Origin of the sequence: Streptococcus australis (assembly GCF_015553625.1) — a bacterium.
Lineage (GTDB): Bacteria > Bacillota > Bacilli > Lactobacillales > Streptococcaceae > Streptococcus > Streptococcus australis_B.
Window position 1 is genome coordinate 113,656 of sequence record NZ_JADNGY010000004.1, and the last position, 24,050, is coordinate 137,705.

The 24,050-nt window shown below is 43.9% G+C and carries 25 protein-coding genes and 1 riboswitch; of the genes, 23 read left to right on the forward strand and 2 right to left on the reverse strand.

Annotation, left to right across the window (positions count from 1 at the left end):
* Positions 1-4: 4 nt before the first annotated feature.
* From I2D56_RS04730 to I2D56_RS04780, 11 genes are all read left to right on the forward strand, one after another.
* Complete coding sequence (locus I2D56_RS04730; RefSeq protein WP_195348083.1) at positions 5-1,174, forward strand: MalY/PatB family protein; 1,170 nt, start codon at positions 5-7, stop codon at positions 1,172-1,174.
* Between the two features lie 41 nt (positions 1,175-1,215).
* Positions 1,216-1,370: riboswitch (M-box (ykoK) riboswitch) on the forward strand.
* Positions 1,371-1,593: 223 nt separating this feature from the next.
* Complete coding sequence (gene mgtA / locus I2D56_RS04735; RefSeq protein WP_195348084.1) at positions 1,594-4,254, forward strand: magnesium-translocating P-type ATPase; 2,661 nt, start codon at positions 1,594-1,596, stop codon at positions 4,252-4,254.
* A gap of 100 nt (positions 4,255-4,354) precedes the next feature.
* A complete protein-coding gene (upp, locus tag I2D56_RS04740; RefSeq protein WP_048689715.1) occupies positions 4,355-4,984 on the forward strand; it encodes a uracil phosphoribosyltransferase in 630 nt (209 codons plus the stop codon).
* A 162-nt stretch (positions 4,985-5,146) separates the two neighbouring features.
* Positions 5,147-5,737: an ATP-dependent Clp protease proteolytic subunit gene (locus I2D56_RS04745; protein WP_023024046.1), complete on the forward strand. Its 591-nt coding sequence runs from the start codon at positions 5,147-5,149 to the stop codon at positions 5,735-5,737.
* Between the two features lie 131 nt (positions 5,738-5,868).
* Positions 5,869-6,153, forward strand: a complete 285-nt coding sequence (locus I2D56_RS04750) for a DUF2129 domain-containing protein (RefSeq protein ID WP_129270245.1) — start codon at positions 5,869-5,871, stop codon at positions 6,151-6,153.
* A gap of 92 nt (positions 6,154-6,245) precedes the next feature.
* Positions 6,246-7,403, forward strand: coding sequence for an ABC transporter substrate-binding protein (locus I2D56_RS04755; RefSeq protein WP_006595827.1), 1,158 nt, complete (start codon positions 6,246-6,248; stop codon positions 7,401-7,403).
* An 81-nt stretch (positions 7,404-7,484) separates the two neighbouring features.
* Complete coding sequence (locus I2D56_RS04760; protein ID WP_155170044.1) at positions 7,485-8,354, forward strand: branched-chain amino acid ABC transporter permease; 870 nt, start codon at positions 7,485-7,487, stop codon at positions 8,352-8,354.
* A gap of 3 nt (positions 8,355-8,357) precedes the next feature.
* Complete coding sequence (locus tag I2D56_RS04765) at positions 8,358-9,305, forward strand: branched-chain amino acid ABC transporter permease (RefSeq protein WP_048715359.1); 948 nt, start codon at positions 8,358-8,360, stop codon at positions 9,303-9,305.
* Complete coding sequence (locus tag I2D56_RS04770; protein WP_156676914.1) at positions 9,305-10,069, forward strand: ABC transporter ATP-binding protein; 765 nt, start codon at positions 9,305-9,307, stop codon at positions 10,067-10,069. Before I2D56_RS04765 ends, I2D56_RS04770 begins: the two co-directional genes overlap by 1 nt.
* Entirely contained in the window at positions 10,069-10,779 is a 711-nt protein-coding gene (locus I2D56_RS04775; protein WP_120701719.1) for an ABC transporter ATP-binding protein, read from the forward strand. The genes I2D56_RS04770 and I2D56_RS04775 overlap by 1 nt, the downstream gene beginning before the upstream one ends.
* A gap of 352 nt (positions 10,780-11,131) precedes the next feature.
* Positions 11,132-11,788 (forward strand): CBS domain-containing protein, encoded by a 657-nt coding sequence (locus I2D56_RS04780; RefSeq protein ID WP_023024035.1) that lies wholly within the window; start codon positions 11,132-11,134, stop codon positions 11,786-11,788.
* Between the two features lie 41 nt (positions 11,789-11,829).
* On the opposite strand, the gene I2D56_RS04785 is transcribed toward I2D56_RS04780, so the two are convergent.
* Complete coding sequence (locus I2D56_RS04785) at positions 11,830-12,717, reverse strand: YitT family protein (RefSeq protein WP_048689693.1); 888 nt, start codon at positions 12,715-12,717, stop codon at positions 11,830-11,832.
* A 172-nt stretch (positions 12,718-12,889) separates the two neighbouring features.
* Here I2D56_RS04785 and tmk point away from each other — a divergent pair, with 172 nt between their 5' ends.
* From tmk to I2D56_RS04825, 8 genes are all read left to right on the forward strand, one after another.
* Positions 12,890-13,528, forward strand: coding sequence for a dTMP kinase (tmk, locus tag I2D56_RS04790; protein WP_048715350.1), 639 nt, complete (start codon positions 12,890-12,892; stop codon positions 13,526-13,528).
* A complete protein-coding gene (locus I2D56_RS04795; RefSeq protein ID WP_195348085.1) occupies positions 13,525-14,424 on the forward strand; it encodes a DNA polymerase III subunit delta' in 900 nt (299 codons plus the stop codon). The genes tmk and I2D56_RS04795 overlap by 4 nt, the downstream gene beginning before the upstream one ends.
* A gap of 4 nt (positions 14,425-14,428) precedes the next feature.
* Positions 14,429-14,749, forward strand: a complete 321-nt coding sequence (gene yabA / locus I2D56_RS04800) for a DNA replication initiation control protein YabA (protein ID WP_195348086.1) — start codon at positions 14,429-14,431, stop codon at positions 14,747-14,749.
* A 2-nt stretch (positions 14,750-14,751) separates the two neighbouring features.
* Positions 14,752-15,636: a 16S rRNA (cytidine(1402)-2'-O)-methyltransferase gene (rsmI, locus tag I2D56_RS04805; protein ID WP_129270249.1), complete on the forward strand. Its 885-nt coding sequence runs from the start codon at positions 14,752-14,754 to the stop codon at positions 15,634-15,636.
* Entirely contained in the window at positions 15,626-16,198 is a 573-nt protein-coding gene (locus I2D56_RS04810; protein WP_195348087.1) for a GNAT family N-acetyltransferase, read from the forward strand. Before rsmI ends, I2D56_RS04810 begins: the two co-directional genes overlap by 11 nt.
* Positions 16,191-16,679: a methylated-DNA--[protein]-cysteine S-methyltransferase gene (locus I2D56_RS04815; RefSeq protein ID WP_126404657.1), complete on the forward strand. Its 489-nt coding sequence runs from the start codon at positions 16,191-16,193 to the stop codon at positions 16,677-16,679. The genes I2D56_RS04810 and I2D56_RS04815 overlap by 8 nt, the downstream gene beginning before the upstream one ends.
* 9 nt (positions 16,680-16,688) lie before the next feature.
* Positions 16,689-17,042 (forward strand): arsenate reductase family protein, encoded by a 354-nt coding sequence (locus I2D56_RS04820; RefSeq protein ID WP_129270251.1) that lies wholly within the window; start codon positions 16,689-16,691, stop codon positions 17,040-17,042.
* 84 nt (positions 17,043-17,126) lie between these two features.
* A complete protein-coding gene (locus I2D56_RS04825; RefSeq protein WP_129270253.1) occupies positions 17,127-18,668 on the forward strand; it encodes an ABC-F family ATP-binding cassette domain-containing protein in 1,542 nt (513 codons plus the stop codon).
* Positions 18,669-18,701: 33 nt separating this feature from the next.
* Here I2D56_RS04825 and I2D56_RS04830 read toward each other — a convergent pair whose 3' ends face one another.
* Complete coding sequence (locus tag I2D56_RS04830) at positions 18,702-19,526, reverse strand: peptidylprolyl isomerase (RefSeq protein ID WP_126404655.1); 825 nt, start codon at positions 19,524-19,526, stop codon at positions 18,702-18,704.
* Between the two features lie 192 nt (positions 19,527-19,718).
* Between I2D56_RS04830 and I2D56_RS04835 the strand changes: the two genes are divergently transcribed.
* The 4 genes from I2D56_RS04835 (at position 19,719) to I2D56_RS04850 (ending at position 24,044) form a co-directional block, all read left to right on the forward strand.
* Positions 19,719-20,483, forward strand: a complete 765-nt coding sequence (locus I2D56_RS04835) for a hypothetical protein (RefSeq protein ID WP_195348088.1) — start codon at positions 19,719-19,721, stop codon at positions 20,481-20,483.
* A 78-nt stretch (positions 20,484-20,561) separates the two neighbouring features.
* The gene (locus tag I2D56_RS04840; protein ID WP_006597182.1) at positions 20,562-21,104 is read left to right on the forward strand and encodes a hypothetical protein; all 543 of its coding nucleotides are present in this window, start codon (positions 20,562-20,564) and stop codon (positions 21,102-21,104) included.
* 100 nt (positions 21,105-21,204) lie between these two features.
* Positions 21,205-23,556 (forward strand): DNA translocase FtsK, encoded by a 2,352-nt coding sequence (locus I2D56_RS04845; RefSeq protein WP_006595846.1) that lies wholly within the window; start codon positions 21,205-21,207, stop codon positions 23,554-23,556.
* Positions 23,557-23,657: 101 nt separating this feature from the next.
* Positions 23,658-24,044, forward strand: a complete 387-nt coding sequence (locus tag I2D56_RS04850) for a VOC family protein (protein ID WP_006595847.1) — start codon at positions 23,658-23,660, stop codon at positions 24,042-24,044.
* Positions 24,045-24,050 lie beyond the last annotated feature (6 nt).

The window sequence follows — 24,050 nt, forward strand, 5'->3', positions numbered from 1 at the left end:
CATCATGGGAAAAGAACAATTTTTGACTGTCCCTAATCGTTTGGGGCACCACACTAGCAAATGGAAGGAGTCAGAGCAAGATCCAGAACTTCTTCCTGCTTGGATTGCAGATATGGATTTTGAATCCTTGCCTGCGGTTCGCCAAGCCATTCGAGATTACGCAGATCAATTGGTCTACGGATACACCTATCCTAGCGAGGAGCTTTACCAGGCTGTTCAGAATTGGGAAAAGTCAGAGCATGGATATGTGTTTGAGAAGGAAGCCATTGTCTTTATGGAGGGTGTGGTTCCGTCTATTTCAACGGCTATTCAGGCTTTCACTAAGGAAGGAGAGGCTGTTCTCATCAATACGCCAGTTTATCCCCCCTTTGCCCGTAGCGTCCGCCTCAATCAGCGCAAATTAGTGACCAATTCCTTAGTAGAAGTGGATGGACTTTTCCAAATTGATTTTGAGCAATTGGAAAAAGACTTTGTGGAGCACCAAGTCAAGCTCTACATCCTGTGCAATCCTCATAATCCAGGCGGTCGTGTCTGGGAACGAGAAGTCCTAGAAAAGATTGGTCGTCTCTGTCAAAAACATGGGGTCTTGCTTGTTTCAGACGAAATTCACCAAGATTTGGTACTGTTTGGCCACAAGCACGTTTCTTTTAATACAGTAGATCCAAGCTTTAAAGAGTTCACCCTTGTCTTATCGAGTGCGACCAAAACCTTCAACATCGCAGGGACAAAAAATTCCTATGCCATCATCGAAAATGATGCACTAAGAAAATCTTTCCAAGCTCGGCAGTTGGGAAACAATCAACATGAAATATCTGCCCTTGGCTTTATCGCTACCGAAGTAGCCTATCAGAATGGAAAGGCTTGGTTAGAGGACTTAAAGGAAGTCTTGGAAGAAAATATCAACTACACTGTAGAAGTTTTGCGTGAGCAGACAGACATTGGTGTGATGAAACCGCAAGGGACCTATCTGCTCTGGCTTGATTTTTCTGCCTACGGTTTGTCAGAGGAAGAACTCCATGCTCGACTTCATGACCAGGCTAAGGTCATCCTTAATAAAGGGACAGACTTTGGAGTAGAAGGGAAGCAACATGCCCGTTTGAATGTGGCAGCTCCGAAAACCCTAGTCCAAGAGATTGTCGATCGGATCGTAACAAATTTTCCTAAAAAAGGTTGATTTTAAGGGTTGACTTTTCTATAGGGGAGGAGTATACTCAAGGGGAATAACGGTAGGTGAGGCTACCACAAGGATACGGATGACTACCGCAAAGCAGTGGAGACACTACTCGTTGGTCAACAGTCCTGATCGCAAAGGTCAAGACTAAGCTCATTTCATTGCCTTGCGGAGCTAAAGCTTGGACGGTCTATTTTTTGAGAATTTTTATTAAAAAATAAACGACGAGTTTAATGAGTCCTACCTATAAAAGGGGAGGGCTTTTTTCTTATGCTTAAGAAGCCTCTCACCTATCAAGTAGAAAAGGAGAACACTATGATACAAATCGACGATCATCCCGAACCGCACATAGCCAGCCAATCGCTGATTTGTGTCATCGGGACTCTATAAGCGTTTGGCTCCTGATTTAAAAGGAGATTCCAATGCAAACAACAAAAGAAAGACTCATAGCTGCATTGCAAGATGTAGAAACAAGAACCTTAGCAACCTATCAATCTAGCTGGTCTGGTTTGACGGAAGACCAAGTAGAGGAAAACCGGGATAGCTATGGAGAAAATGTCCTCACAAAGGGGCAAGATGATTCTATCTGGAAACGGATTGTTGAATCCATCATCAATCCCTTCACAGTCATCTTACTGCTCATTGCTCTTGTTTCTCTGGTGACCAATGTTTGGTTAGCCAAACCAGGTGAGGAAGATCCAACGACCTCTCTCATCATCGTCGTTCTCGTCCTTCTCTCTGGAGGGATTCGCTTTATCCAAGAATTGCGAAGTGACAAGGCTGCTAGCAACCTTTCTCGCATGATTGTCAATACAGCAACAGTGATTAGAGAAGGCAAGGAAGAAGAAATTCCCATTGATGAGATTGTGGTGGGAGACTTGATCAAACTGAGTGCAGGCGACATGATCCCAGCAGATGTGGTCTTGTTGGATTCACGAGACTTCTTCGTCCAACAATCCGGTTTGACTGGAGAGAGCGATGCTGTCGAAAAAGTCTGCTTGAAAAAAGCAAGTGGCCAAAATCTGGACAGTCTTTTGGAGAGTGAAAGTCTAGCTTTCATGGGGACCAATGTCATCTCGGGTCGAGCAACAGCCTTGGTCTTGGTCGTTGGGGATGAAACCATGATGGGAGCGATTGAGCAAACCATCAATACGTATGATGAACCAACCTCTTTTGAACGAGAAATGAACACCATCTCTTGGTTGTTGATCCGACTCATGATGGTCATGGTACCCATCGTCTTCTTTATCAATGGTTTGACAGATGGGGACTGGCTGGAAGCAGGGGTCTTTGCCCTCAGTGTAGGGGTGGGCTTGACTCCGGAAATGCTCCCAATGATTATCACAGCCAGCTTGGCCAAGGGTTCCATTATCATGGCCAAAGAAAAGGTGGTCATCAAAAAGCTCAACGCTATTCAAGATCTAGGCGCTATTGATATCCTCTGTACGGACAAGACAGGAACCTTGACCCAAGATGAGATTGTACTCGAATACCCCCTCGACATTCATGGGGACTTGGATTTGTCTGTCCTTCGTCGGGCCTATCTCAATTCTTACTTCCAAACCGGCCTAAAAAATTTGATGGACCGGGCCATTATCAGTCGGACAGAAAGAGAAGCTAAGAAACATGAGATTGTCAGAGGCTTGGACCAAAGCTTCCAAAAAATTGATGAATTGCCTTTTGACTTTGAACGCCGGCGGATGAGTGTCATTGTCAAAGATGAGGAGGGAGTCGTGAGCATGGTCACCAAGGGAGCCTTGGAAGAAATGCTAGCAGTCTCTAACTATGTGGAATACAAGGATGAGATTATTCCCCTGACAGACCAAGTGCGGGAAGACGTCTTGGCAGAAGTAGCTCAACTGAATGAACAAGGTTTGCGCGTGCTAGGGGTTAGTTACAAATCAAATCTTGAGGAAGGCTATGCCTTTGAAGTGGCAGATGAAGCAGACATGATCTTGACGGGTTACCTAGCCTTCTTGGATCCACCAAAACCATCCGCAGCACCAGCCATCAATACCCTTGCGGAATACGGAGTTGCTACTAAAATCCTTACGGGTGACAATGAAAAAGTGACCCAAGCTGTCTGTGAAAAGGTGGGTCTGGATGTGGACCGCATTTTGCTGGGTAGCGATATTGACAGTCTTTCTGATCCAGAGTTGGCCCAGGCAGTCGAAACCACTACCGTCTTTGCAAAATTGTCTCCGGATCAAAAAGCACGCATTATCCTTCAACTCAAAGCAAATGGCCACAAGGTCGGCTATATGGGAGATGGTATCAACGATGCTCCATCCATGAAGGTGGCAGATGTGGGGATCTCGGTTGATACAGCCGTTGATATTGCTAAAGAAACAGCAGATGTTATCCTTCTGGATAAGGACTTGATGGTCCTTGAAAAAGGCTTGGTAGAAGGACGCAAAGTCTATGCCAACATGACCAAGTACATCAAGATGACCGTTTCTTCCAACTTTGGGAATATCTTCTCTCTTCTCTTTGCCAGTATTTTCCTTCCTTTCCTTCCGATGGCCCCTATCCATCTCATCGTTTTGAACTTGGTTTACGACCTTTCCTGTATCGCCTTGCCTTTTGACCGAGTGGATAAGGACTTCTTGAAGAAACCTCGGATTTGGGAAGCAAAATCCATTACCCGCTTTATGGCCTGGTTTGGTCCTATTTCCTCTGTCTTTGACATCTTGACCTTTATCGCTCTCTACTTTATCATCGTACCTATGATTACAGGCTATGGCTATGTCCATGGAGCAGACAGTGCGGGACTCTTCATCATGCTCTTTCAAACCGGCTGGTTTATCGAGTCCATGTGGTCCCAAACTATGGTCATCTATATGCTCCGCTCTCCAAAATTGCCTTTTGTTCAAAGTTGGCCAGCCCTTGCAGTCATGGCAACGACTTTATTGGGGGCCCTCTTTGTGACCTTCCTACCATATGGCCCACTGGCTTCCTTGTTGAAAGTAGCGCCACTAAATAGTCTTTACTTCCTATTACTGGCGGGAATCCTCTTCCTTTATATGGCAAGTGTCACCCTGGTCAAACACTATTATATTGGCAAGTACAAGGAGTGGCTATAAGATAGTCATTAAAATAAGAAAAGAAAAGGTTTGCATATTTGTAGGCCTTTTTCTTCCTTTTTGATATAATAAGATGAATATAGAGAAAGAAGGAACCACAATGGGAAAACTTGAAGTTATTAAACATCCACTGATTCAGCATAAATTGTCTATTTTGCGTCGGACTGATACCTCTACAAAGGCTTTTCGTGAATTAGTAGATGAAATTGCTATGTTGATGGGATACGAGGTTTTGCGCGAACTTCCTCTTGAAGATGTAGAAATCGAAACACCAATTACAAAAACAGTTCAAAAACAGATTGCTGGTAAAAAACTAGCGATTGTTCCAATCCTTCGTGCAGGGATCGGGATGGTAGACGGACTCTTGAGTTTGGTACCCGCTGCTAAAGTTGGTCACATCGGAATGTACCGGGATGAAGAAACCTTGAAACCAGTTGAATACTTGGTGAAATTGCCAGAAGATATCGACCAACGTCAAATCTTTGTGGTAGACCCAATGTTGGCGACTGGGGGATCTGCAATCCTAGCGGTCGATTCATTAAAGAAACGTGGTGCAAGCCATATTAAGTTTGTCTGCTTGGTTGCAGCACCAGAAGGAGTGGAAGCTCTTCAAACAGCTCATCCAGATGTCGAAATCTTTGCTGCAGCCTTGGATGAACGCCTCAACGAAAACGGCTATATCGTTCCAGGTTTAGGTGATGCTGGGGACCGTTTGTTTGGTACCAAATAAGCACATTTCCAATCCATCTTTAGGAAAGTAAAAATTTGACCTTTGTTGACCAATGGGATATAATAGCTTTTATAAAGAATGGAAGGAGAGCTAGCCTCTCGAATCAACCGGATGAAACTCGTGAGATGGTGCCGGTTATAATGGATAAAAGGAGATGAATGAATGATTCCAGTAGTAATTGAACAAACTAGTCGTGGCGAACGCTCATACGACATTTACTCACGCCTCTTAAAAGACCGTATTATCATGGTGACAGGACCGGTAGAAGACCAAATGGCCAATTCGATTATTGCCCAATTGCTCTTCTTGGATGCCCAAGATAATACCAAAGATATCTATATGTATATCAATACGCCAGGAGGCTCTGTCTCTGCAGGTTTGGCAATCGTCGATACCATGAACTTTATCAAATCAGACGTCCAAACCATCGTCATGGGGATGGCCGCTTCAATGGGGACTGTGATTGCATCAAGTGGTGCCAAAGGCAAACGCTTCATGTTGCCAAATGCTGAGTACATGATCCACCAACCAATGGGTGGTACTGGTGGCGGTACTCAACAAACGGATATGGCCATTGCAGCAGAACACCTCTTGAAAACACGTCACAGATTGGAAAAAATCTTGGCAGAAAATTCAGGTCAAACCATCAAGAAAATCCACGCTGATGCAGAACGGGATAATTGGATGACTGCAGAAGAAACCTTAGCTTATGGTTTCATCGATGAAATCATGGCTAACAACAATCTCGGATAAGAAATCTTAACTATCCAGCCCTCTCCTTTGACAGGAGAGGTTTTTTTAGGACATTCTTTACTTTCTAGAAAAAGATAGTATTTTTACCTGAAATTTGCTATACTTGTAACAGAAGCAGAAAGGGATTGTGTATGTTTGAGAAGCAAGCTAGAACAGGCTTAATTGTAAAATTGTATTATAATCGAGATGCAAAGAAATTACAGGAAATTGGGGATGTGATCTATCATTCCAAAAAAATGCGCTATGTCCAGGTCTATGTCGATAGTTCTCAAGTTCTTGAAATTATGCAGCAATTAAAAAAAGAACGCTTTGTAAAGAAGGTTCAAATTTGCCATATTCAAGAATTGGATCGTGATTTTGTAGGAAGTTTGCATCGTCAACAGGATGAAACACAAGTAGAAAACGCAATCATTTAAAGGATTGCGTTTTTTATATTGACAATTGTCAGATAATTCGGTATATTCTTAATATCTATTTATTTTAAGATTATTTAAGGAGATTATTACAAATGAAGAAAAAATTTGCTCTTTCATTTTTAACAATTGCAAGTGTCGCTCTTCTTGCGGCCTGTGGTGAAGTTTCAACTTCAGGTTCAAACACAACTGGTAACGAAATCGGAAAAGAACTAAAAATCGGTTTTAACTTTGAAAAAACTGGTGAAGTAGCAGCATATGGTAGTGCTGAACAAAAAGGTGCTCAATTAGCCGTTGATGAAATCAATGCTAATGGTGGAGCTGATGGGAAGAAGATTGTTGTCACAGACAAAGATAACAAATCTGAAACAGCTGAAGCAGCTACAATCACTACAAACCTTGTCACTCAATCAAAAGTGAACGCTCTTGTAGGGCCTGCTACTTCAGGTGCCACTGCCGCAGCTGTTGCGAATGCTGGTAAAGCAGGTGTTCCATTGGTAACACCATCAGCAACACAAGATAATTTGACAAAAGGTCAAGATTACCTTTTCCGTGCAACCTTCATCGATAGCTTCCAAGGACAAATCATTGCTAAATATACAACGGATAACTTGAAAGCGAAGAAAGTTGTTCTTTACTACGATAATTCATCTGACTATGCTAAAGGGATTGCTGAAGCCTTTAAGAAATCTTATAAAGGTGAAATCGTAGCAACAGAAACTTTCCAATCTAAGGATACAGACTTCCAAGCTGCTCTTACAAAAATCAAAGACAAAGACTTCGATGCGATTGTCCTTCCAGGGTACTACACTGAAACTGGTAAAATCGTAAACCAAGCACGTGGTATGGGAATCAAACAACCAATCATTGGTGGTGATGGATTTAGCGATGCTAAATTCGTTGAACAAGCAACACCTGCTGCAGCTACAGACATCTACTACGTAGCTGGATTCTCTACTGAAGGTGAAATGACTGATAAAGCCAAGAAATTCGTAGAAGCTTATAAAGCAAAATACAACGAAGAACCTTCAATGTTTGCAGCTTTGGCGTATGATTCAGTTTACATGGTTGCAGAAGCATCTAAAGGTGCTAAGAACTCTGTCGAATTGAAAGACAACCTTGCGAAGTTGAAAGACTTGGAAGGTGTTACTGGTACAATGTCTATTGACAAAGACCATAATCCGGTTAAATCTGCACTTATGATTGGCTTAAAAGATGGTAAAGTTGAGTCAGTTGAGTCGGTTAAACCTTAATTATCATTTGTTGTTTGTACAAGAGGCTGGGAGAATGAAAATTCCTGGCCTCGCTCTTTATTATTAGAAAGGATGGTTCAAATGCTCCAGCAATTAGTGAACGGTCTAATCTTGGGAAGTGTCTATGCACTCTTGGCCCTTGGTTATACTATGGTGTATGGAATTATCAAATTGATCAACTTTGCCCATGGGGATATCTACATGGTAGGTGCCTTTATGGGATATTTCTTATTGAACTCATTGAAGGTTAACTTCTTTGTAGCCTTGCTTCTGGCTATGGTCGGGACAGCTATTTTAGGGGTTGTGATTGAATACCTAGCTTATCGTCCGCTTCGCCATTCAACTCGGATTGCAGCCTTGATTACAGCCATTGGGGTTTCCTTCTTGCTCGAATACGGGATGGTCTTCTTTGTAGGGGCCAATACCCGTTCCTTCCCGCAAGTCATTGAAACTGTTCGTTACAACTTCGGTCCTATTTCGATCTCCAACATTCAGTTGATGATCTTGGGAGTGTCTGTTTTCTTGATGGTCGCTCTTCAATTTATTATTCAAAAGACAAAGATGGGGAAAGCCATGCGGGCTGTATCTGTTGATAGCGATGCCGCTCAATTGATGGGGATTAACGTAAACCGGACCATCAGCTTTACCTTTGCTTTGGGATCAGCCTTAGCTGGTGCTGGTGGGGTTTTGATCGGTTTGTATTACAACTCGATCGAGCCTTTGATGGGGATGACACCAGGGATCAAAGCCTTTGTCGCAGCCGTTCTTGGTGGAATCGGAATCATTCCAGGTGCGGCTCTAGGTGGATTTGTCATCGGTTTGTTGGAAACCTTCGCTACAGCGATCGGTCTTTCAGACTTCCGTGATGCCATTGTGTATGCAATCTTGATTGTGATCTTGCTCATCCGTCCAGCAGGTATCCTCGGTAAAAATGTGAAAGAGAAGGTGTAAGCCATGAAACAAAATTTAAAAGTGAATTTAGTCTGGCTTGGTCTTTTGGTCGCAGGTTTTGCCTTGATCCAAGTCTTAGTAGCAGCGGGTGTGCTCAACCTCTTTTATATCCAAATTTTGGAACAAATTGGGATTAATATCATCCTTGCTGTTGGTTTGAACCTCATCGTTGGTTTTTCAGGTCAATTCTCACTCGGTCATGCAGGATTTATGGCGATTGGTGCCTATTCTGCAGCCATTCTCGGTTCTAAATCACCAACCTATGGAGCGTTCTTTGGCGCGATGGTTTTAGGGGCTTTGATCGCAGGTGCTGTGGCCTTGATTGTTGGGGTTCCAACCCTTCGTTTGAAAGGGGACTACCTCGCGATTGCGACACTGGGGGTTTCTGAAATCATCCGGATCCTGATTGTCAATGGTGGTACTCTGACAAATGGTGCCGCTGGGATCCTTGGTTTGCCAGCCTTTACAACCTGGCAATTGGTTTACCTTTTTGTCGTGATTACAACCATCTTTACCATCAACTTCTTACGCAGTCCAATTGGGCGTTCTACCCTCTCTGTTCGTGAAGATGAAATTGCAGCAGAATCTGTTGGGATTAATACGACCAAAGTCAAAGTTATCGCCTTTGTTTTCGGTGCGATCACAGCAGCGATTGCAGGATCTCTCCAAGCAGGTTTCATTGGATCTGTCGTTCCGAAAGATTATTCCTTTACTAATACCATTAATGTCTTGATCATTGTCGTTTTCGGTGGTTTGGGATCGATGTCAGGAACAGTTGTGGCGGCCATCGTCTTGGGGATCTTGAACATGGTGCTTCAAGACTTCTCAAGCGTTCGTATGATCATTTACTCCTTGGCTTTGATTCTCGTGATGATCTTCCGTCCAGGTGGTCTTCTTGGAACATGGGAATTCAGCTTGAAAAAACTACTCTCAAAAAAGGAGGCTAACTAATGGCACTTCTTGAAGTAAAAAATTTAACAAAAAACTTTGGTGGTTTGACAGCCGTTGGGGATGTGACCATGGAACTCAATGAAGGGGAATTGGTTGGGTTGATCGGGCCCAACGGTGCCGGTAAAACAACCCTCTTCAACCTCCTAACAGGAGTATATGAACCAAGTGAAGGGACCATTACCTTAGATGGTCACCTATTAAATGGTAAAGCACCTTATAAAATCGCTGCAGGTGGTCTGGGACGGACTTTCCAAAATATTCGTCTCTTTAAAGATTTGAGCGTTTTGGACAATGTCTTGATTGCCTTTGCCAACCACCACAAACCACATGTCTTTGCGAGTCTTTTCCGCTTGCCAAGCTATTACAAGAATGAAGAAGCTTTGAAAGCAAAAGCCCTTGAATTGTTAGCCATTTTCGGTTTGGAAAAAGAAGCAGATACTTTGGCTAAAAACTTGGCTTACGGACAACAACGTCACTTGGAGATCGTTCGTGCCCTTGCTACAGAGCCAAAAATCCTCTTCTTGGATGAACCTGCTGCAGGGATGAACCCTCAAGAAACAGCAGAATTAACCCAACTAATCCGTCGCATTCAAAAAGAATTTAATATTACGATCATGTTAATCGAGCACGATATGAGTTTGGTCATGGAGGTAACAGAGCGGATTTATGTATTGGAATATGGTCGTTTGATTGCCCATGGTACGCCAGATGAAATCAAGTCCAACAAACGTGTAATCGAAGCATATCTAGGAGGTGAAGCCTAATGTCTATGTTAAAAGTTGAAAATCTTTCTGTACACTATGGCATGATCCAGGCTGTCCGTGATGTCAGTTTCGAAGTCAATGAAGGGGAAGTTGTTTCCTTGATCGGTGCCAATGGCGCTGGGAAAACATCTATTCTTCGTACCATTTCAGGTTTGGTGCGTCCAAGTGCTGGGAAAATCGAGTTTTTGGGTCAGGAGATTCAAAAGGTTCCGGCTCAAAAAATTGTAGCTGCTGGGCTCTCTCAAGTTCCAGAAGGCCGCCACGTCTTTCCAGGCTTGACCGTTATGGAAAACTTGGAAATGGGAGCTTTCTTGAAGAAAGATCGAGAAGAAAATCAAGCGAACTTGAAGAAAGTCTTCTCACGTTTCCCACGTTTGGAAGAACGGAAGAACCAAGATGCAGCTACCCTATCTGGTGGGGAGCAACAAATGCTAGCAATGGGTCGTGCCCTCATGTCGACGCCAAAACTCTTGCTTCTGGATGAACCTTCCATGGGATTGGCCCCAATCTTTATCCAGGAAATCTTTGATATCATCCAAGATATTCAAAAACAAGGAACAACGGTTCTCTTGATTGAGCAAAATGCCAACAAGGCCCTTTCTATCGCAGACCGCGGTTATGTTTTGGAAACAGGGAAAGTCGTTCTGTCCGGAACAGGAAAAGAACTCTTAGCCTCAGAAGAAGTCCGCAAGGCCTACCTTGGTGGATAAATAGGTTAAGGGAGTGGGACAGAAATCGGTCATTCGTTAGAATTCGATTTCGTCGTCCCACCTCCGCACAGTTGAGTAGGGCTGTAAAAGCTGATGAAATCAGCGTAGTAGAGCCCACTCAACCACTGCGTCTTGCTCGACAATCCAAAGACAATTGAGAGGCTAGGACTTTTGTCCCAGCCTCTTTAAAAATGGTTTCGCTTCGATTGGAAAAATCTAGTTTTCAATGGGGAGAATGCAAGGGTTATTAGGCAATTCTGAATTTTGAAAACAAGAGAAAACTGCTGAAAGCGTTTGAAATACCACTAAAAATCAAGTATAATAAAACTAATAAAAGCATAGGAGAATGATTATGGCTGTTAAAGATTTTATGACCCGTAAAGTAGTGTACATTAGTCCTGAGACTACCATTGCCCATGCGGCAGATTTGATGCGGGAACAAGGCTTGCACCGTTTGCCGGTTATTGAAAATGATAAATTGGTTGGTCTGGTGACAGAAGGAACGATTGCAGAAGCTAGTCCATCAAAAGCGACCAGTCTTTCCATTTTTGAAATGAATTACCTACTCAACAAAACCAAAGTTAAGGACGTCATGCTCCGAGACGTGATCACTGTCTCGAAATTTGCTAGCCTAGAAGATGCGACCTACCTCATGTATAAGAACAAGGTCGGCATTCTTCCAGTCGTGGACAATGATCAAGTTTCTGGTGTGATTACAGACCGTGATGTTTTCCGTGCCTTCCTTGAAGTATCCGGTTATGGAGAAGAAGGAGTGCGGGTTCGTTTCGTGACAGAAGACAAGGTTGGGGTCCTAGAGCAAATCATTCATTTAATTGTAGAAGAAGGATACAATATTGCCAATACAGTCAATATCCCAACCAAAGATGATCATGTCGTCATCGAAGTTCAGATTGATGGGATTACCGATACTGAAGCCATCAAGAAGAAGTTTGAAGAAAATGGTATCCGTGTGGACGAAATTAGTCGCACATCTGCAAAAGCCTTCTAATAATAAAAGAGCCTGAGAATCTCTCAGGCTCTTTATTTGTCTTAGCGAGCAATGGGTTGCTTGTTGGTATCCAAGGTAAATCCTTCTCCTAGGATTTCATGGGCTTCTGTAATGGTAATGAAGGCGAATGGATCGATCTTATTGATGATATCTTTCATCTGTTTCATTTCATTCCGTGAAACCACGCAGTAGACAATCTTCATTTCTTGTTGGCTATAATAGCCCATGCCGTTTACGAAGGTGACTCCTCGGCCCAAATCAGTCGTGATTTGTTTGGCAATTTCATCTGGTTTAGATGTAACAACGAGGAATCCTTTTCCTGCAAAACCTCCTTCACCGACGATATCAATGACGACGGTGTCAATCAGGATAAAGAGGAGGGTGTAGGCTGCAATTCGGAAGTCCTTAAAGACGATCAAAACAGTTGTCAAGACGATGGCATCCACAATCAACATGAGGCGTCCCATGGAAAGCGTCGTGTACTTGTTAAAGATACGTGCGACAATATCGGTTCCACCTGTTGTTCCTCCAGCGTTGAAGATAATCCCCAGTCCAGTTCCAAGGATAACCCCTGATCCGATACAGGCCAGAAGGATATCTCCGTCAAGAGCCGTAAAGACTGCAGTTTGAAGATGATGACTTCCAGGGATCAGCTCGAAGATGGCCATCCAAATAGAGACCGAAAAAGTTCCAATCAAACTGAGATAGAGGGATCGGAGCCCCAGTAATTTCCAGGCTAGGAAAAAGAGGGGAATATTGATGGCCAAGTTCATGACCGAAACGGGAATTTTAAAGAGGTAGTAGGTAATCAGGGTAATCCCTGTAGCTCCTCCCTCATAAAAGTGAAATGGAATGACTAAAAAGAAGATTCCAAAAGAAAAAATGCCAGCCCCCAAAATAATGGCCAGAATATTTTTTGCCTTAAACATGCTCGTTCTCCTATTCATTTTTCACCATACATTTTACCAAAAAAAATGAAAAATAGGAAATAATTTTCATCAATTTTCACGAATTCGGACAGGATTTTTACCCCTATTTTTGGTAAAATAAAAAGAAGTGATGCATGCTAGAGAAATGAGTATAGAAAGTTAAGATAAGAGAATGAAACAGGGAACATTAATTTCAATTGAAGGCCCAGAAGGTGCAGGGAAATCCTCCGTTTTAGAAGCCTTGCTACCACGCTTGGAAAAGGCAGGGATTGCCTATATTACCACGCGGGAGCCAGGGGGTGTCGAAATAGCAGAAAAAATACGCGAGGTCATTCTAGATCCATCCCATACGGAAATGGATCCCAAGACAGAATTGCTTCTTTATATCGCCAGTCGTCGCCAACACTTGGCAGAACGTGTCCTTCCAGCTTTGAAAGCAGGGAAGCTAGTTATCATGGATCGTTTTATCGACAGTTCGGTAGCATACCAAGGCTTTGGGCGTGGATTAGCAGTAGCAGATATTGAATGGTTGAACCAATTTGCGACTGATGGTCTGAAACCCAATCGGACCTTCTACTTTGACATTGATGTAGAAGAAGGGTTGGCGAGAATTGCTAAGAGTGCTAGCCGTGAAGTCAATCGCTTGGATCTAGAAGGACTCAGTCTCCATCAGAAAGTCCGTCAAGGCTATCTGGCCATCCTCGAAAAAGAACCACAACGTGTGGTGAAAATTGATGCCAGTCAACCTTTTGACCAGGTGGTCGAGGATACTTGGCTATTATTGAAAGAAGTCTTGGAGATTAGTGAATGAAGTTAGAACAAGTGCAAAAACTTCAACCTCAGTTAGTCGATCGCTTCCAAGCTATTTTAGAACAGGACCGCTTGAGCCACGCCTATCTCTTTACAGGAGATTTTGGCAGTTTTGAGATGGCCCAGCTCTTGTCCCAAAGTCTCTTTTGTACGGACAAGAAGGGTGTTTGGCCCTGTGGGACTTGTCGGGCTTGTCGCTTGATTGAAGAGGATGAATTCTCAGATGTAACGGTTGTCCGACCGGTCAATCAAATCATCAAAACGGATCGGATCCGGGATTTGATCCAGCATTTTTCTCAGTCAGGCTACGAAGGATCCAAGCAAGTCTTTATCATCTGCGATGCAGACCGGATGCATGTCAATGCGGCCAATTCCCTCCTCAAGGTGATTGAAGAACCTCAGAGTGAAGTTCATATTTTTCTGCTGACAGCAGATGAGCAACTGGTTCTCCCGACCATAAAAAGTCGGTCGCAGCAGGTCCATTTTCCAAAAAACCAAGATTTCCTAAAAGAGTATCTCCTTCAGGAAGGTCTCTTGCTTCAACAAGCAGATCTGTTAGCCAACTTTAGTCAAGGTTTCCAAGAGGCTCAAATTTTCGCTCAGAATACCTCCTTTTTCGATCTGGCGAGGGAGTGTGAGCGTTTCGTTGCAGCTTGTCTAAAAGCAGATCCGCATATCTACTTACTGGTCTCTCGCTTGGTTCAAGAGACGGATGATAAAGAAAAGCAGGCCCAAGCCTTTCGCTTGTTGGAATTGCTCTTTGCACGCTCCATCAGTCAGTCCTTAGGAAGAGACTATCTAGAAAAATTGGTCTTGGCCAAACTGATGTGGGAACGGAATGTGAGTTTTCAAAATGCTCTCGAGTATATGGTCCTACAGTTGAAAAATAGAAGGTAAAGAGATGAATAAAAAAGAATTATTTGATGCTTTGGATGGCTTCTCCCAGGAATTGCTGGTTACATTAGCAGAGGTTGAAGCTATTAAGAAAAATCTCAAACTCATTGTCGAGGAAAATACAACTCTGCGTCTTGAAAATGATAAATTGAGAGAGCGCTTAGGAGAAGTGGAGAAAACCAGCTCCCCTAAATTCCATCGCAATGGTCGTGAAAATTTACAAAGAATTTACAATGATGGATTTCATGTTTGTACAGACTCCTATGGTCAACGTCGTGAAAATGATGAAGAGTGTATTTTCTGTGATGAATTGTTATTTAGGGAGTAAACATGCAGATTCAACGAAGTTTTAAAGGGGATAGAGCGACAGGGACTCTCTTTTTAGTGCCAACCCCAATTGGCAATCGGGATGACATGAGCTACCGCATGATCCAAACTCTAAAAGAGGTGGATCTGATAGCGGCGGAAGATACACGCAATACAGGACTCTTGCTCAAGCATTTTGAGATTGCGTCACCACAAACCAGCTTTCACGAGCACAATGCTATGGAGAAAATCCCTGATTTGATTGCTCATTTAGAGTCTGGAAAGGACCTGGCCCAGGTTTCGGATGCAGGACTGCCTAGTATTTCGGATCCAGGTCACGACCTGGTCAAGGCAGCGATTGAGCGAGAAATCCCTGTTGTGGCAGTTCCTGGTCCGAGTGCCGGCATTACTGCCCTAATTGCCAGTGGTCTGGCACCCCAACCCCATATTTTTTATGGTTTTCTTCCACGCAAGGAAGGGCAGCAAAAGGCCTTTTTCCAAGAGAAATTGGCCTATCCTGAGACCCAGATCTTTTATGAGTCTCCGCACCGAGTTCGTGCGACGCTTCAAAATATGCTGGCAGTTTATGGGAATCGTCCAGTTGTCCTGGTCCGAGAACTGACCAAGATCTATGAAGAGTACACGAGAGGGACCATCACAGAGTTAGTGGCTTACCTAGAGGAAAATACCCTCAAGGGGGAGTGCCTTCTGATTGTAGAGGGAGCCAGTGAGCAGGAGCCAGATCTAGAAGAAGTGGATCTGATCCAAGAGATTGATCTACTGGTCCAGTCTGGTATGAAAAAGAACCAAGCGATTAAACAGGTTGCCAAACAATTCGGGCTACAAAAGAGTGAACTTTATGCCCGTTACCACCAAGAGGAAGAAAAAGGAGAGTCTGATGGAAATTAGAATGGCCTATCCCAATGAAATCAATCGGATTATGGAAATCATCCAAGATGGCAAGGATAGCTTAGCTGCAGCTGGCGTGGACCAATGGCAGGATGGTTATCCGGATCAAGAAATCATTTTTGAGGATATCCTAGAAAGCCGTGGTTATGTAGCTGTAGAGAATCAAGAAGTCGTAGCTTATGCCACTCTCTACAAGGGAAATGAAGCAGCTTATAATGACATTTATGATGGAAAATGGGAACATGATAACTATCTCTATATCAGTTTTCACCGGATCGCTGTTGCCAAAGAAGCTGCTGGACGAGGCGTAGCCCAAACCTTCCTTCAAGGCTTGATCGAAGGAGAGAAAGGCCCGGATTTTCGCTGTGATACCCATCCTGACAACAAGGTCATGCAACACCTTTTAGAGAAGTTAGGCTTCCATTACTGTGGGAAGGTACCAATTGATGGGGTGCGTCTCGCTTATCAGAAGATCAAACGAAAGGCAGAAACCAGTCTCTTCCAAGTGATTAGCGAAGATGATCGTTGGGACTACCGTGCAGAACAGTCTCAAAATGACTAGGTTTTATCGCCAACTCTATCAGAGTCCCTTGGGGCCTCTATCTGTTGTGGTGGATGAGGAAAGCCTAGTTGGGATCTGGTTTTGTGACCAAGCCAATTGTGAGCAGGGGCTTGAGCATATCGAAGAAGCTTGTCAGCCACTTCATGAAGCTGTCTTTGAATGGCTGGATCGATACTTTATAGGGGAAAATCCTTCCATGCCCTTTCCCCTATCTCCTCAAGGGACAGACTTTCAACAAAGAGTTTGGGCCTATCTAGCTCAGATTCCCTATGGGGAAAGTCGGACTTATGGAGAGATTGCCCGGGCCTTGTCTTGCAAATCTGCCCAAGCCATCGGTCAAGCAGTAGGTCGGAATCCCTTGCTCCTCCTTATCCCATGTCACCGGGTGCTGGGTACGGAGAAAAAGTTGACAGGCTATGCTGCTGGACTAGATCGCAAGCGTTGGCTGTTGCAACATGAGGCCATATCTTGGAAAGAATAAGGAGAAAAGATGTTATCATTTATTGAATACCCAAAATGTTCGACCTGCCGCAAGGCGAAATCGGAGTTAACGAGCTTAGGCTGTGAGTTTGATAGTCAAGATATCGTGGTAGACACCCCGACCAGTGAGCAACTACAAACTTGGATCAAGGAGTCTTCCCTACCAATCAAATCCTTCTTTAACACCAGTGGGATGAAGTATCGGGAGTTAGGCTTGAAAGACAAGGTGGATCAGCTTTCGATAGAAGAAGCGGCAGACCTTTTAGCTAGCGATGGCATGCTGATCAAGCGCCCTCTCTTAGTGAAGGACGGAAAAGTTGTTCAAGTGGGTTACCGGAAGCTATATGCGGACTTAGGTTTGTAAGAGAAAAGGGAGTTGGACTCCCTTTTAATTCTGTCTTGAAGATGATATAATCATACGAGTGAAATCAATGAAAGAGAGTCAATCATGAGTATTTTAGAGGTGAAAAATTTAAGCCACGGATTTGGAGACCGGGCTATTTTTGAGGATGTGTCCTTCCGCTTGTTAAAGGGAGAGCATATCGGTTTGGTTGGAGCCAATGGTGAAGGAAAATCCACCTTCATGAGCATCGTGACCGGCAAGATGCAACCCGACGAAGGGAAGGTTGAGTGGTCTAAGTATGTGACCGCTGGCTATCTTGACCAGCATGCTGTCCTAAAAGAAGGGCAAACGGTGCGCGATGTCTTGCGGACAGCCTTTGATGAACTCTTTAAAGCAGAGGCTCGCATCAATGACCTCTATATGGAAATGGCTGAGGATGGAGCGGATATGGATGCTCTCATGGAAGAAGTCGGAGAGCTCCAGGATCGGTTAGAGAGTCGGGATTTCTATACTTTGGATGCCAAGATTGATGAAGTGGCGCGTGCTCTTGGGGTCATGGACTTTGGCATGGAGACCGATGTGACGGCCCTTTCAGGTGGGCAGCGGACCAAGGTCCTTTTGGCTAAATTGCTCCTTGAAAAACCAGATATCCTTCTCTTGGACGAGCCGACCAACTACTTGGATGCGGAGCACATCGATTGGCTCAAACGCTACTTGCAGAACTATGAAAATGCCTTTGTCCTTATTTCCCACGATATTCCTTTCTTGAATGATGTGATCAACATCGTCTACCATGTGGAAAATCAGCAGTTGACCCGCTATTCCGGAGACTACTACCAATTCCTCGAAGTCTATGAAATGAAGAAATCGCAATTGGAAGCGGCTTATGAGCGGCAACAAAAAGAGATTGCTGATTTGAAAGATTTCGTAGCTCGCAATAAGGCACGTGTGGCGACACGGAATATGGCTATGTCTCGTCAGAAGAAGCTGGACAAGATGGAACTCATTGAGTTACAAAGTGAGAAACCAAAGCCCTCCTTTGAATTTAAAAATGCCCGGACTCCTGGACGCTTTATCTTCCAGGCCAAGGATCTCCAGATTGGCTATGACCGTCCTTTGACCAAACCTTTGAATCTAACCTTTGAACGCAATCAAAAGGTGGCCATCATCGGGGCCAACGGAATCGGGAAAACCACTCTCTTGAAGAGCTTGCTGGGAATCATCCCATCAATCGCTGGTGAAGTCGAGCGTGGAGACTACCTAGAGCTTGGCTACTTTGAACAAGAGGTCGAAGGTGGCAATCGTCAGACGCCGCTAGAGGCAGTCTGGAATGCCTTTCCGGCTCTCAATCAAGCAGAAGTCCGTGCAGCCCTTGCTCGCTGTGGTTTGACCACTAAACACATCGAGAGCCAAATCCAGGTGTTATCCGGTGGAGAGCAAGCCAAGGTACGTTTCTGTCTCTTGATGAACCGTGAAAACAATGTCTTGGTACTAGACGAGCCGACCAACCACTTGGATGTGGATGCCAAAGAAGAATTGAAACGGGCTCTGAAAGAGTACAAGGGATCGATCCTCATGGTTTGCCACGAGCCAGACTTCTATGAAGGCTGGATGGACCAAATCTGGGACTTTAATGAATTGACGTAAACACAAAAAGAGAACCGCGAGGTTCTCTTTTGTTTATTTCTTGAAATCGTAGTCTTTTACGATTTCCATTTTTTCAATTTTGACATCTTCTTTTGGTTTGTCTTTGTCGTCCGTTTCAACTTCGGCAATTTTGTCGACTACATCCATGCCGTCGATGACTTGTCCAAAGACAGTGTAGTTCCCACCATCAAGGGTAGGGTTTCCACCATTCTTATAGGCTTCGATGATTTTAGCAGGGAAGCGCTCAGTTGGAAGCTTGCTGGACCAGTCTTCTTTATTTTGGTTAATATAGAATTGGCTACCATTTGTATTTGGACCGGAATTGGCCATGGCTAAAGCACCACGAAGATTGTAGAGGTAAGGAGAGTATTCATTTTCAAAGCCTGCTCCTGAATCTTTAGAGCTATCTTTTCCTTTCCAAATGGACTCACCACCTGTACCATCTCCTTTAGGATCTCCTGTTTGGATCATAAAGTTATTAATCACGCGGTGGAAGAGGAGGCCATTATAATAGCCATCCTTAGCGTGGGTTAAGAAATTCTCAACGGCTAAAGGTGCGTATTTCGGAAAGAGCTTAACGGTAATGTCCCCTTTGTTGGTCGTGATTTTCACGACAGCTTCATCTTCAGCAACTTCGTTGGAGAGCTGAGGAAAGACCGCATTTTCATTGGTCATCGCATCTTGGATATCCTTACGAAGCTGATCTAATTTCTTTTGTTCACTAGCATCTACGCTAGAAGTAGTTGATTGCTTAGTTTCTGAAGCCGAGCTAGAGGATGTCTTTGTATCTGATTGATTAGAGCCACATCCTGCCAAAGCTAAACCGGAAAATACAAGTAGGGCAATTAATTTTTTCATATTAATCCTTTCAACACATTAGTCTACCCTCTATTGTACCTTAATTTTCCATTTGATTCAAATCTATCCTTTGGATGAGGCGATATTCAGCTTGCGGGCCTATGAAAAATGAGGTATGATGGGAGGTAAGTCGTTTTGTTGGAAAATGAACGAATTCCCTCAAAAACCGTATCATGAATGGGAGGTTACAAATTGGAGTATAAAACTCTACGCAAAAACTATAGACTCTATACTAGATCTGCTGGCCTTTTGGCAATGCTTCTCATTATTTGCATTGGGTTAGTGGTCAGAGATACTCTTCTTCAGACTACTGCCCTCTTTTTGGTCCTTGCAGGCTTGTTTTTATTCATCCAATGGCTCAAGAAGAGCTACACGAACAAATGCAACACCTTGCTGCATGTAGACTTAGATTTAGCTTTTTGGCAGCAATACCTTCAGTTGAACAAGAATGTGAAAAAGCCCATTTTACAGATTGATATTAAGCTGACATCGGTCGCCTATTCTTTTATGATGGGAGATTTTGATATTGTCATCAAGGAAGCTAGAGAAGCAATCAGTCAGAGGGAATTACCGCAGAAATATAAGAACTTTTTTGAAAGTTATCTTATTCGTTCGATTGTGCTGACAGATCCTGATTTGTCCAGAAAAGAGTTAGAGGCTCAGTTGAATGAATTGACCATCACAGAGCCCACACTAGCTGAGAAAACGAAAAAAGTCTGTCTCGCTCTTTATGATTTAACCATTGCGCATCAAAGTAATGATTATTTCGAAGGCTTAAGCAATGACTTCAAGTACCAGCAGTTGGAAATTATCTACTACCAAGCCTTGAATGCCACTCTTAAAAGAGATAAGCATAGAGCGAAGGAGCTTTTTCGTAAGTTGATTTCAGAAGATGAGTCGCTCTATATTGTTCAAAAGGCTCAACAATACTTGAAGGATGAGGGGAATTATCTGTAAATCCTCCAATCAAAACAGAATTTTTCCAAATGAAGGTATAAATAGTTCAAGAGAGATAGGATTAAAATGGAGAAACAGATGCCTACTATTTCAGATATATTAGAAAAATATTATGTAAATCATGAGGTGAATCCCTATATTTCGCCTGATAGGGATTTGGGAGCTTGGTTGTTGGACCCTAAGCCCGTTTCGAAGAGAAACATGGAGCTCCTCAAAGACGGATTACTTGCGGGGGATATCATTCTCTTGTGGCGGATCCATTTTGGAACATTTACGACTGAGACTTGGTTTCCCAAGTACTTTGAATACACCTATGGGATTCATGCGCCGGAACATGTGAAAGTTTTGGTGGATAAGGGGTATGCTTATATCGAATCAGCTTTTGATTCGCTGGACCACATCAATGCGACCATGAAAAAAGCCATTCTCAAAAAGAAAGGAGTCGCTGGCTTGTCCAAGATGAAAGCGGCCGATTTGAACCAAGCTCTGGCTAATCACTTTACCGAAGAAGAGTTGGCACAAGAGTTCTCGGTTCGGGGCTATCAGTTGACGGAGAAAGGAAAGCAAGCGTTGGAAGAGCATCAAGCCATCATCGACCGCCATCCCAAGAAAAATCTATAAGTAACAGTATCTGAGTGGTACTGTTTTCTTGTTGCTTTCGTAAATCGCAGAAAAGGATTTTACTAGAGAACTAGTCTAGAAATGTGGTATAATAAGGGTTATGGCAAACAATAATCAATCAAAAAAAACACGGTCGACGAGACGACTGTCTAAAGCAGAAATAGAAAGAAAAAAAGCAATTCGCCGAATGATCATGACGATTGTCTTAACTCTCGTCTTCATTTTCGCCTTTTTACGATTAGGAGCCTTAGGCTTAGTGACCTACAACCTTATCCGGCTCTTGGTAGGTAGTCTGGCTTACGTCGCAATGACGGCTGTTATTGTCTACCTCTTCTTTTTCAAATGGATTGAGAAGCATGAGGGAACCTTGTCTGGCTTTTTAAGTCTTTTTGCAGGCTTACTATTGATCTATCAAGCTTACTTTGTCTCCCTCTTGAAACTTGAAGGCTCTTCTGTGGGGCCAACCTTATCACGTATCTTAGGGGACCTTGTACATCTTCGCGTCTCTTCTTTTGCAGGAGGAGGTTTGCTTGGTGCCATCCTGTACACGCCGATTGCCTTCTTGCTTTCGAACATTGGGACTTACTTTATTGGAGGTCTCTTGATCGTACTAGGGCTTCTCTTGATGAGCTCTTATTCGGTTTATGACTTGTATGAGCAGGCTGTCGCAGCTTTTCACTCCTTTATGGAAAAACGGGAAATTCGTCGTCAAGAGCGCTTTGTCGAGCGTGAAGAGAAGAAGGCCCTTCAAGCAGAAGCAGAGGAAGCTGCCCGCATCGAGCAACTTGCAGAAGCTAGTCCCATGAGCACAGAAGGCTATCCTGTAGATCTTGAGACAGGTGAGGTCATGGAACCTGTGATCGAAGCAGAAGAGCTTGTAGAGGAGTCCTACCCTCAAATCTATCTACCAAATGAAGAGGAAGGTTATTCGGAAGACTGGCCAGAAGACAATCCAGAGGAAATGGAAGAACTTCCTGAGGAGGATGTGGATGAAGAAGTCACTGTGGACTTCACACCTAAGGAACTCCTTCAGTACAAACTTCCAACGATTGATCTCTTCGCACCTGACAAACCGAAAAACCAATCCAAAGAGAAGAACATCGTTCGCAAAAATATCCGCATTTTGGAAGAAACCTTTGCAAGCTTTAACATCAAGGCGACAGTGGAACGGGCGGAAATCGGTCCTTCTGTCACCAAATATGAGGTCAAGCCGGCTGTCGGTGTGCGGGTCAACCGCATCTCCAACCTAGCAGATGATTTGGCCTTAGCCCTTGCGGCCAAGGATGTGCGGATCGAAGCACCGATTCCAGGGAAGTCTCTGGTCGGGATTGAAGTGCCCAACTCAGAGATTGCGACCGTTTCCTTCCGTGAATTGTGGGAGCAGTCCAAAACAGACCCAGCTAAACTCCTTGAGATTCCTCTTGGGAAGGCTGTAGATGGTTCAGCTCGGACCTTTGATTTGGCCCGGATGCCCCACCTCTTGGTAGCTGGTTCTACCGGATCTGGTAAATCGGTTGCGGTTAATGGGATCATTTCGAGTATCTTGATGAAGGCCCGTCCGGACGAAGTCAAATTTATGATGGTCGATCCAAAGATGGTGGAGCTTTCTGTCTATAATGATATTCCTCACCTCTTGATTCCAGTTGTGACTAACCCACGCAAGGCCAGTCGGGCCCTACAAAAGGTTGTCGATGAGATGGAAAATCGCTACGAACTCTTCTCGAAAGTGGGTGCTCGGAATATTGCTGGCTTTAATGCCAAGGTTGCGGAGTACAATACCCAGTCTGAGATGAAGCAAGTACCACTTCCATTGATTGTGGTCATTGTCGATGAGTTGGCAGACTTGATGATGGTGGCAAGTAAAGAAGTGGAAGATGCTATTATTCGTCTTGGACAGAAGGCGCGTGCGGCAGGGATCCACATGATCCTTGCGACCCAACGGCCATCGGTTGATGTTATTTCAGGTTTGATCAAGGCCAATGTACCTTCCCGTGTCGCTTTTGCGGTTTCATCTGGGACCGACTCACGGACCATCTTGGATGAAAATGGGGCAGAGAAACTACTCGGTCGCGGAGACATGCTCTTTAAACCGATTGATGAAAACCACCCGATTCGTCTACAAGGGTCCTTTATCTCAGATGACGATGTGGAACGGATTGTCAACTTTGTCAAGGAGCAGGCAGAAGCTGATTATGATGATGCCTTTGATCCAGGCGAAGTATCAGAGTCGGACTTTGATGGTGGTATGGGTGGCTCTGATGAAGGCGATCCTCTCTTTGAAGAGGCCAAAGCGCTCGTGATCGAGACCCAAAAAGCCAGTGCGTCGATGATTCAGCGTCGCTTATCAGTTGGCTTTAATCGGGCGACTCGCCTCATGGAAGACTTGGAAGCAGCAGGTGTCATCGGACCAGCTGAAGGAACCAAGCCAAGAAAGGTCTTGCAGACCAATTAATCTTTCTTTAAACGAAGAAGGAATGAGATATTTGACAATAGCAAAAACCTGCCTGTACAAGGGGCAGGTTTTCTTTACGATAAAAAGGAAAGGATAGCCAGATGCATCTCGATACCATTCACCATATTGCCATTATTGGCCACGATTATGACAAAACCAGAGAATTTTATGTAGATAAATTGGGCTTTGAACCTTTAGACGAACACCATCGGCCAGAAAAGCAGGATATTCTCTTTAATATTCGAAAGGGAAATCTGACCTTGGAAATATTTATCAAACCAGATGCCCCAAAGAGACCCTTTCTCCCTCATCCAGAGCATACAGGTCTTCGTCATCTGGCTTTTCGAGTAGAAGATGTTCAAGCCTGTTTAGTAGAGTTTGACCAATTAGGAATCCCCCATACAGAGCTACGAGTGGATGATTTTGATGGGCGCAAAATGGCCTTCTTCTTTGATCCAGATGGCTTGCCTCTGGAACTCCACGAGTAGGTATAA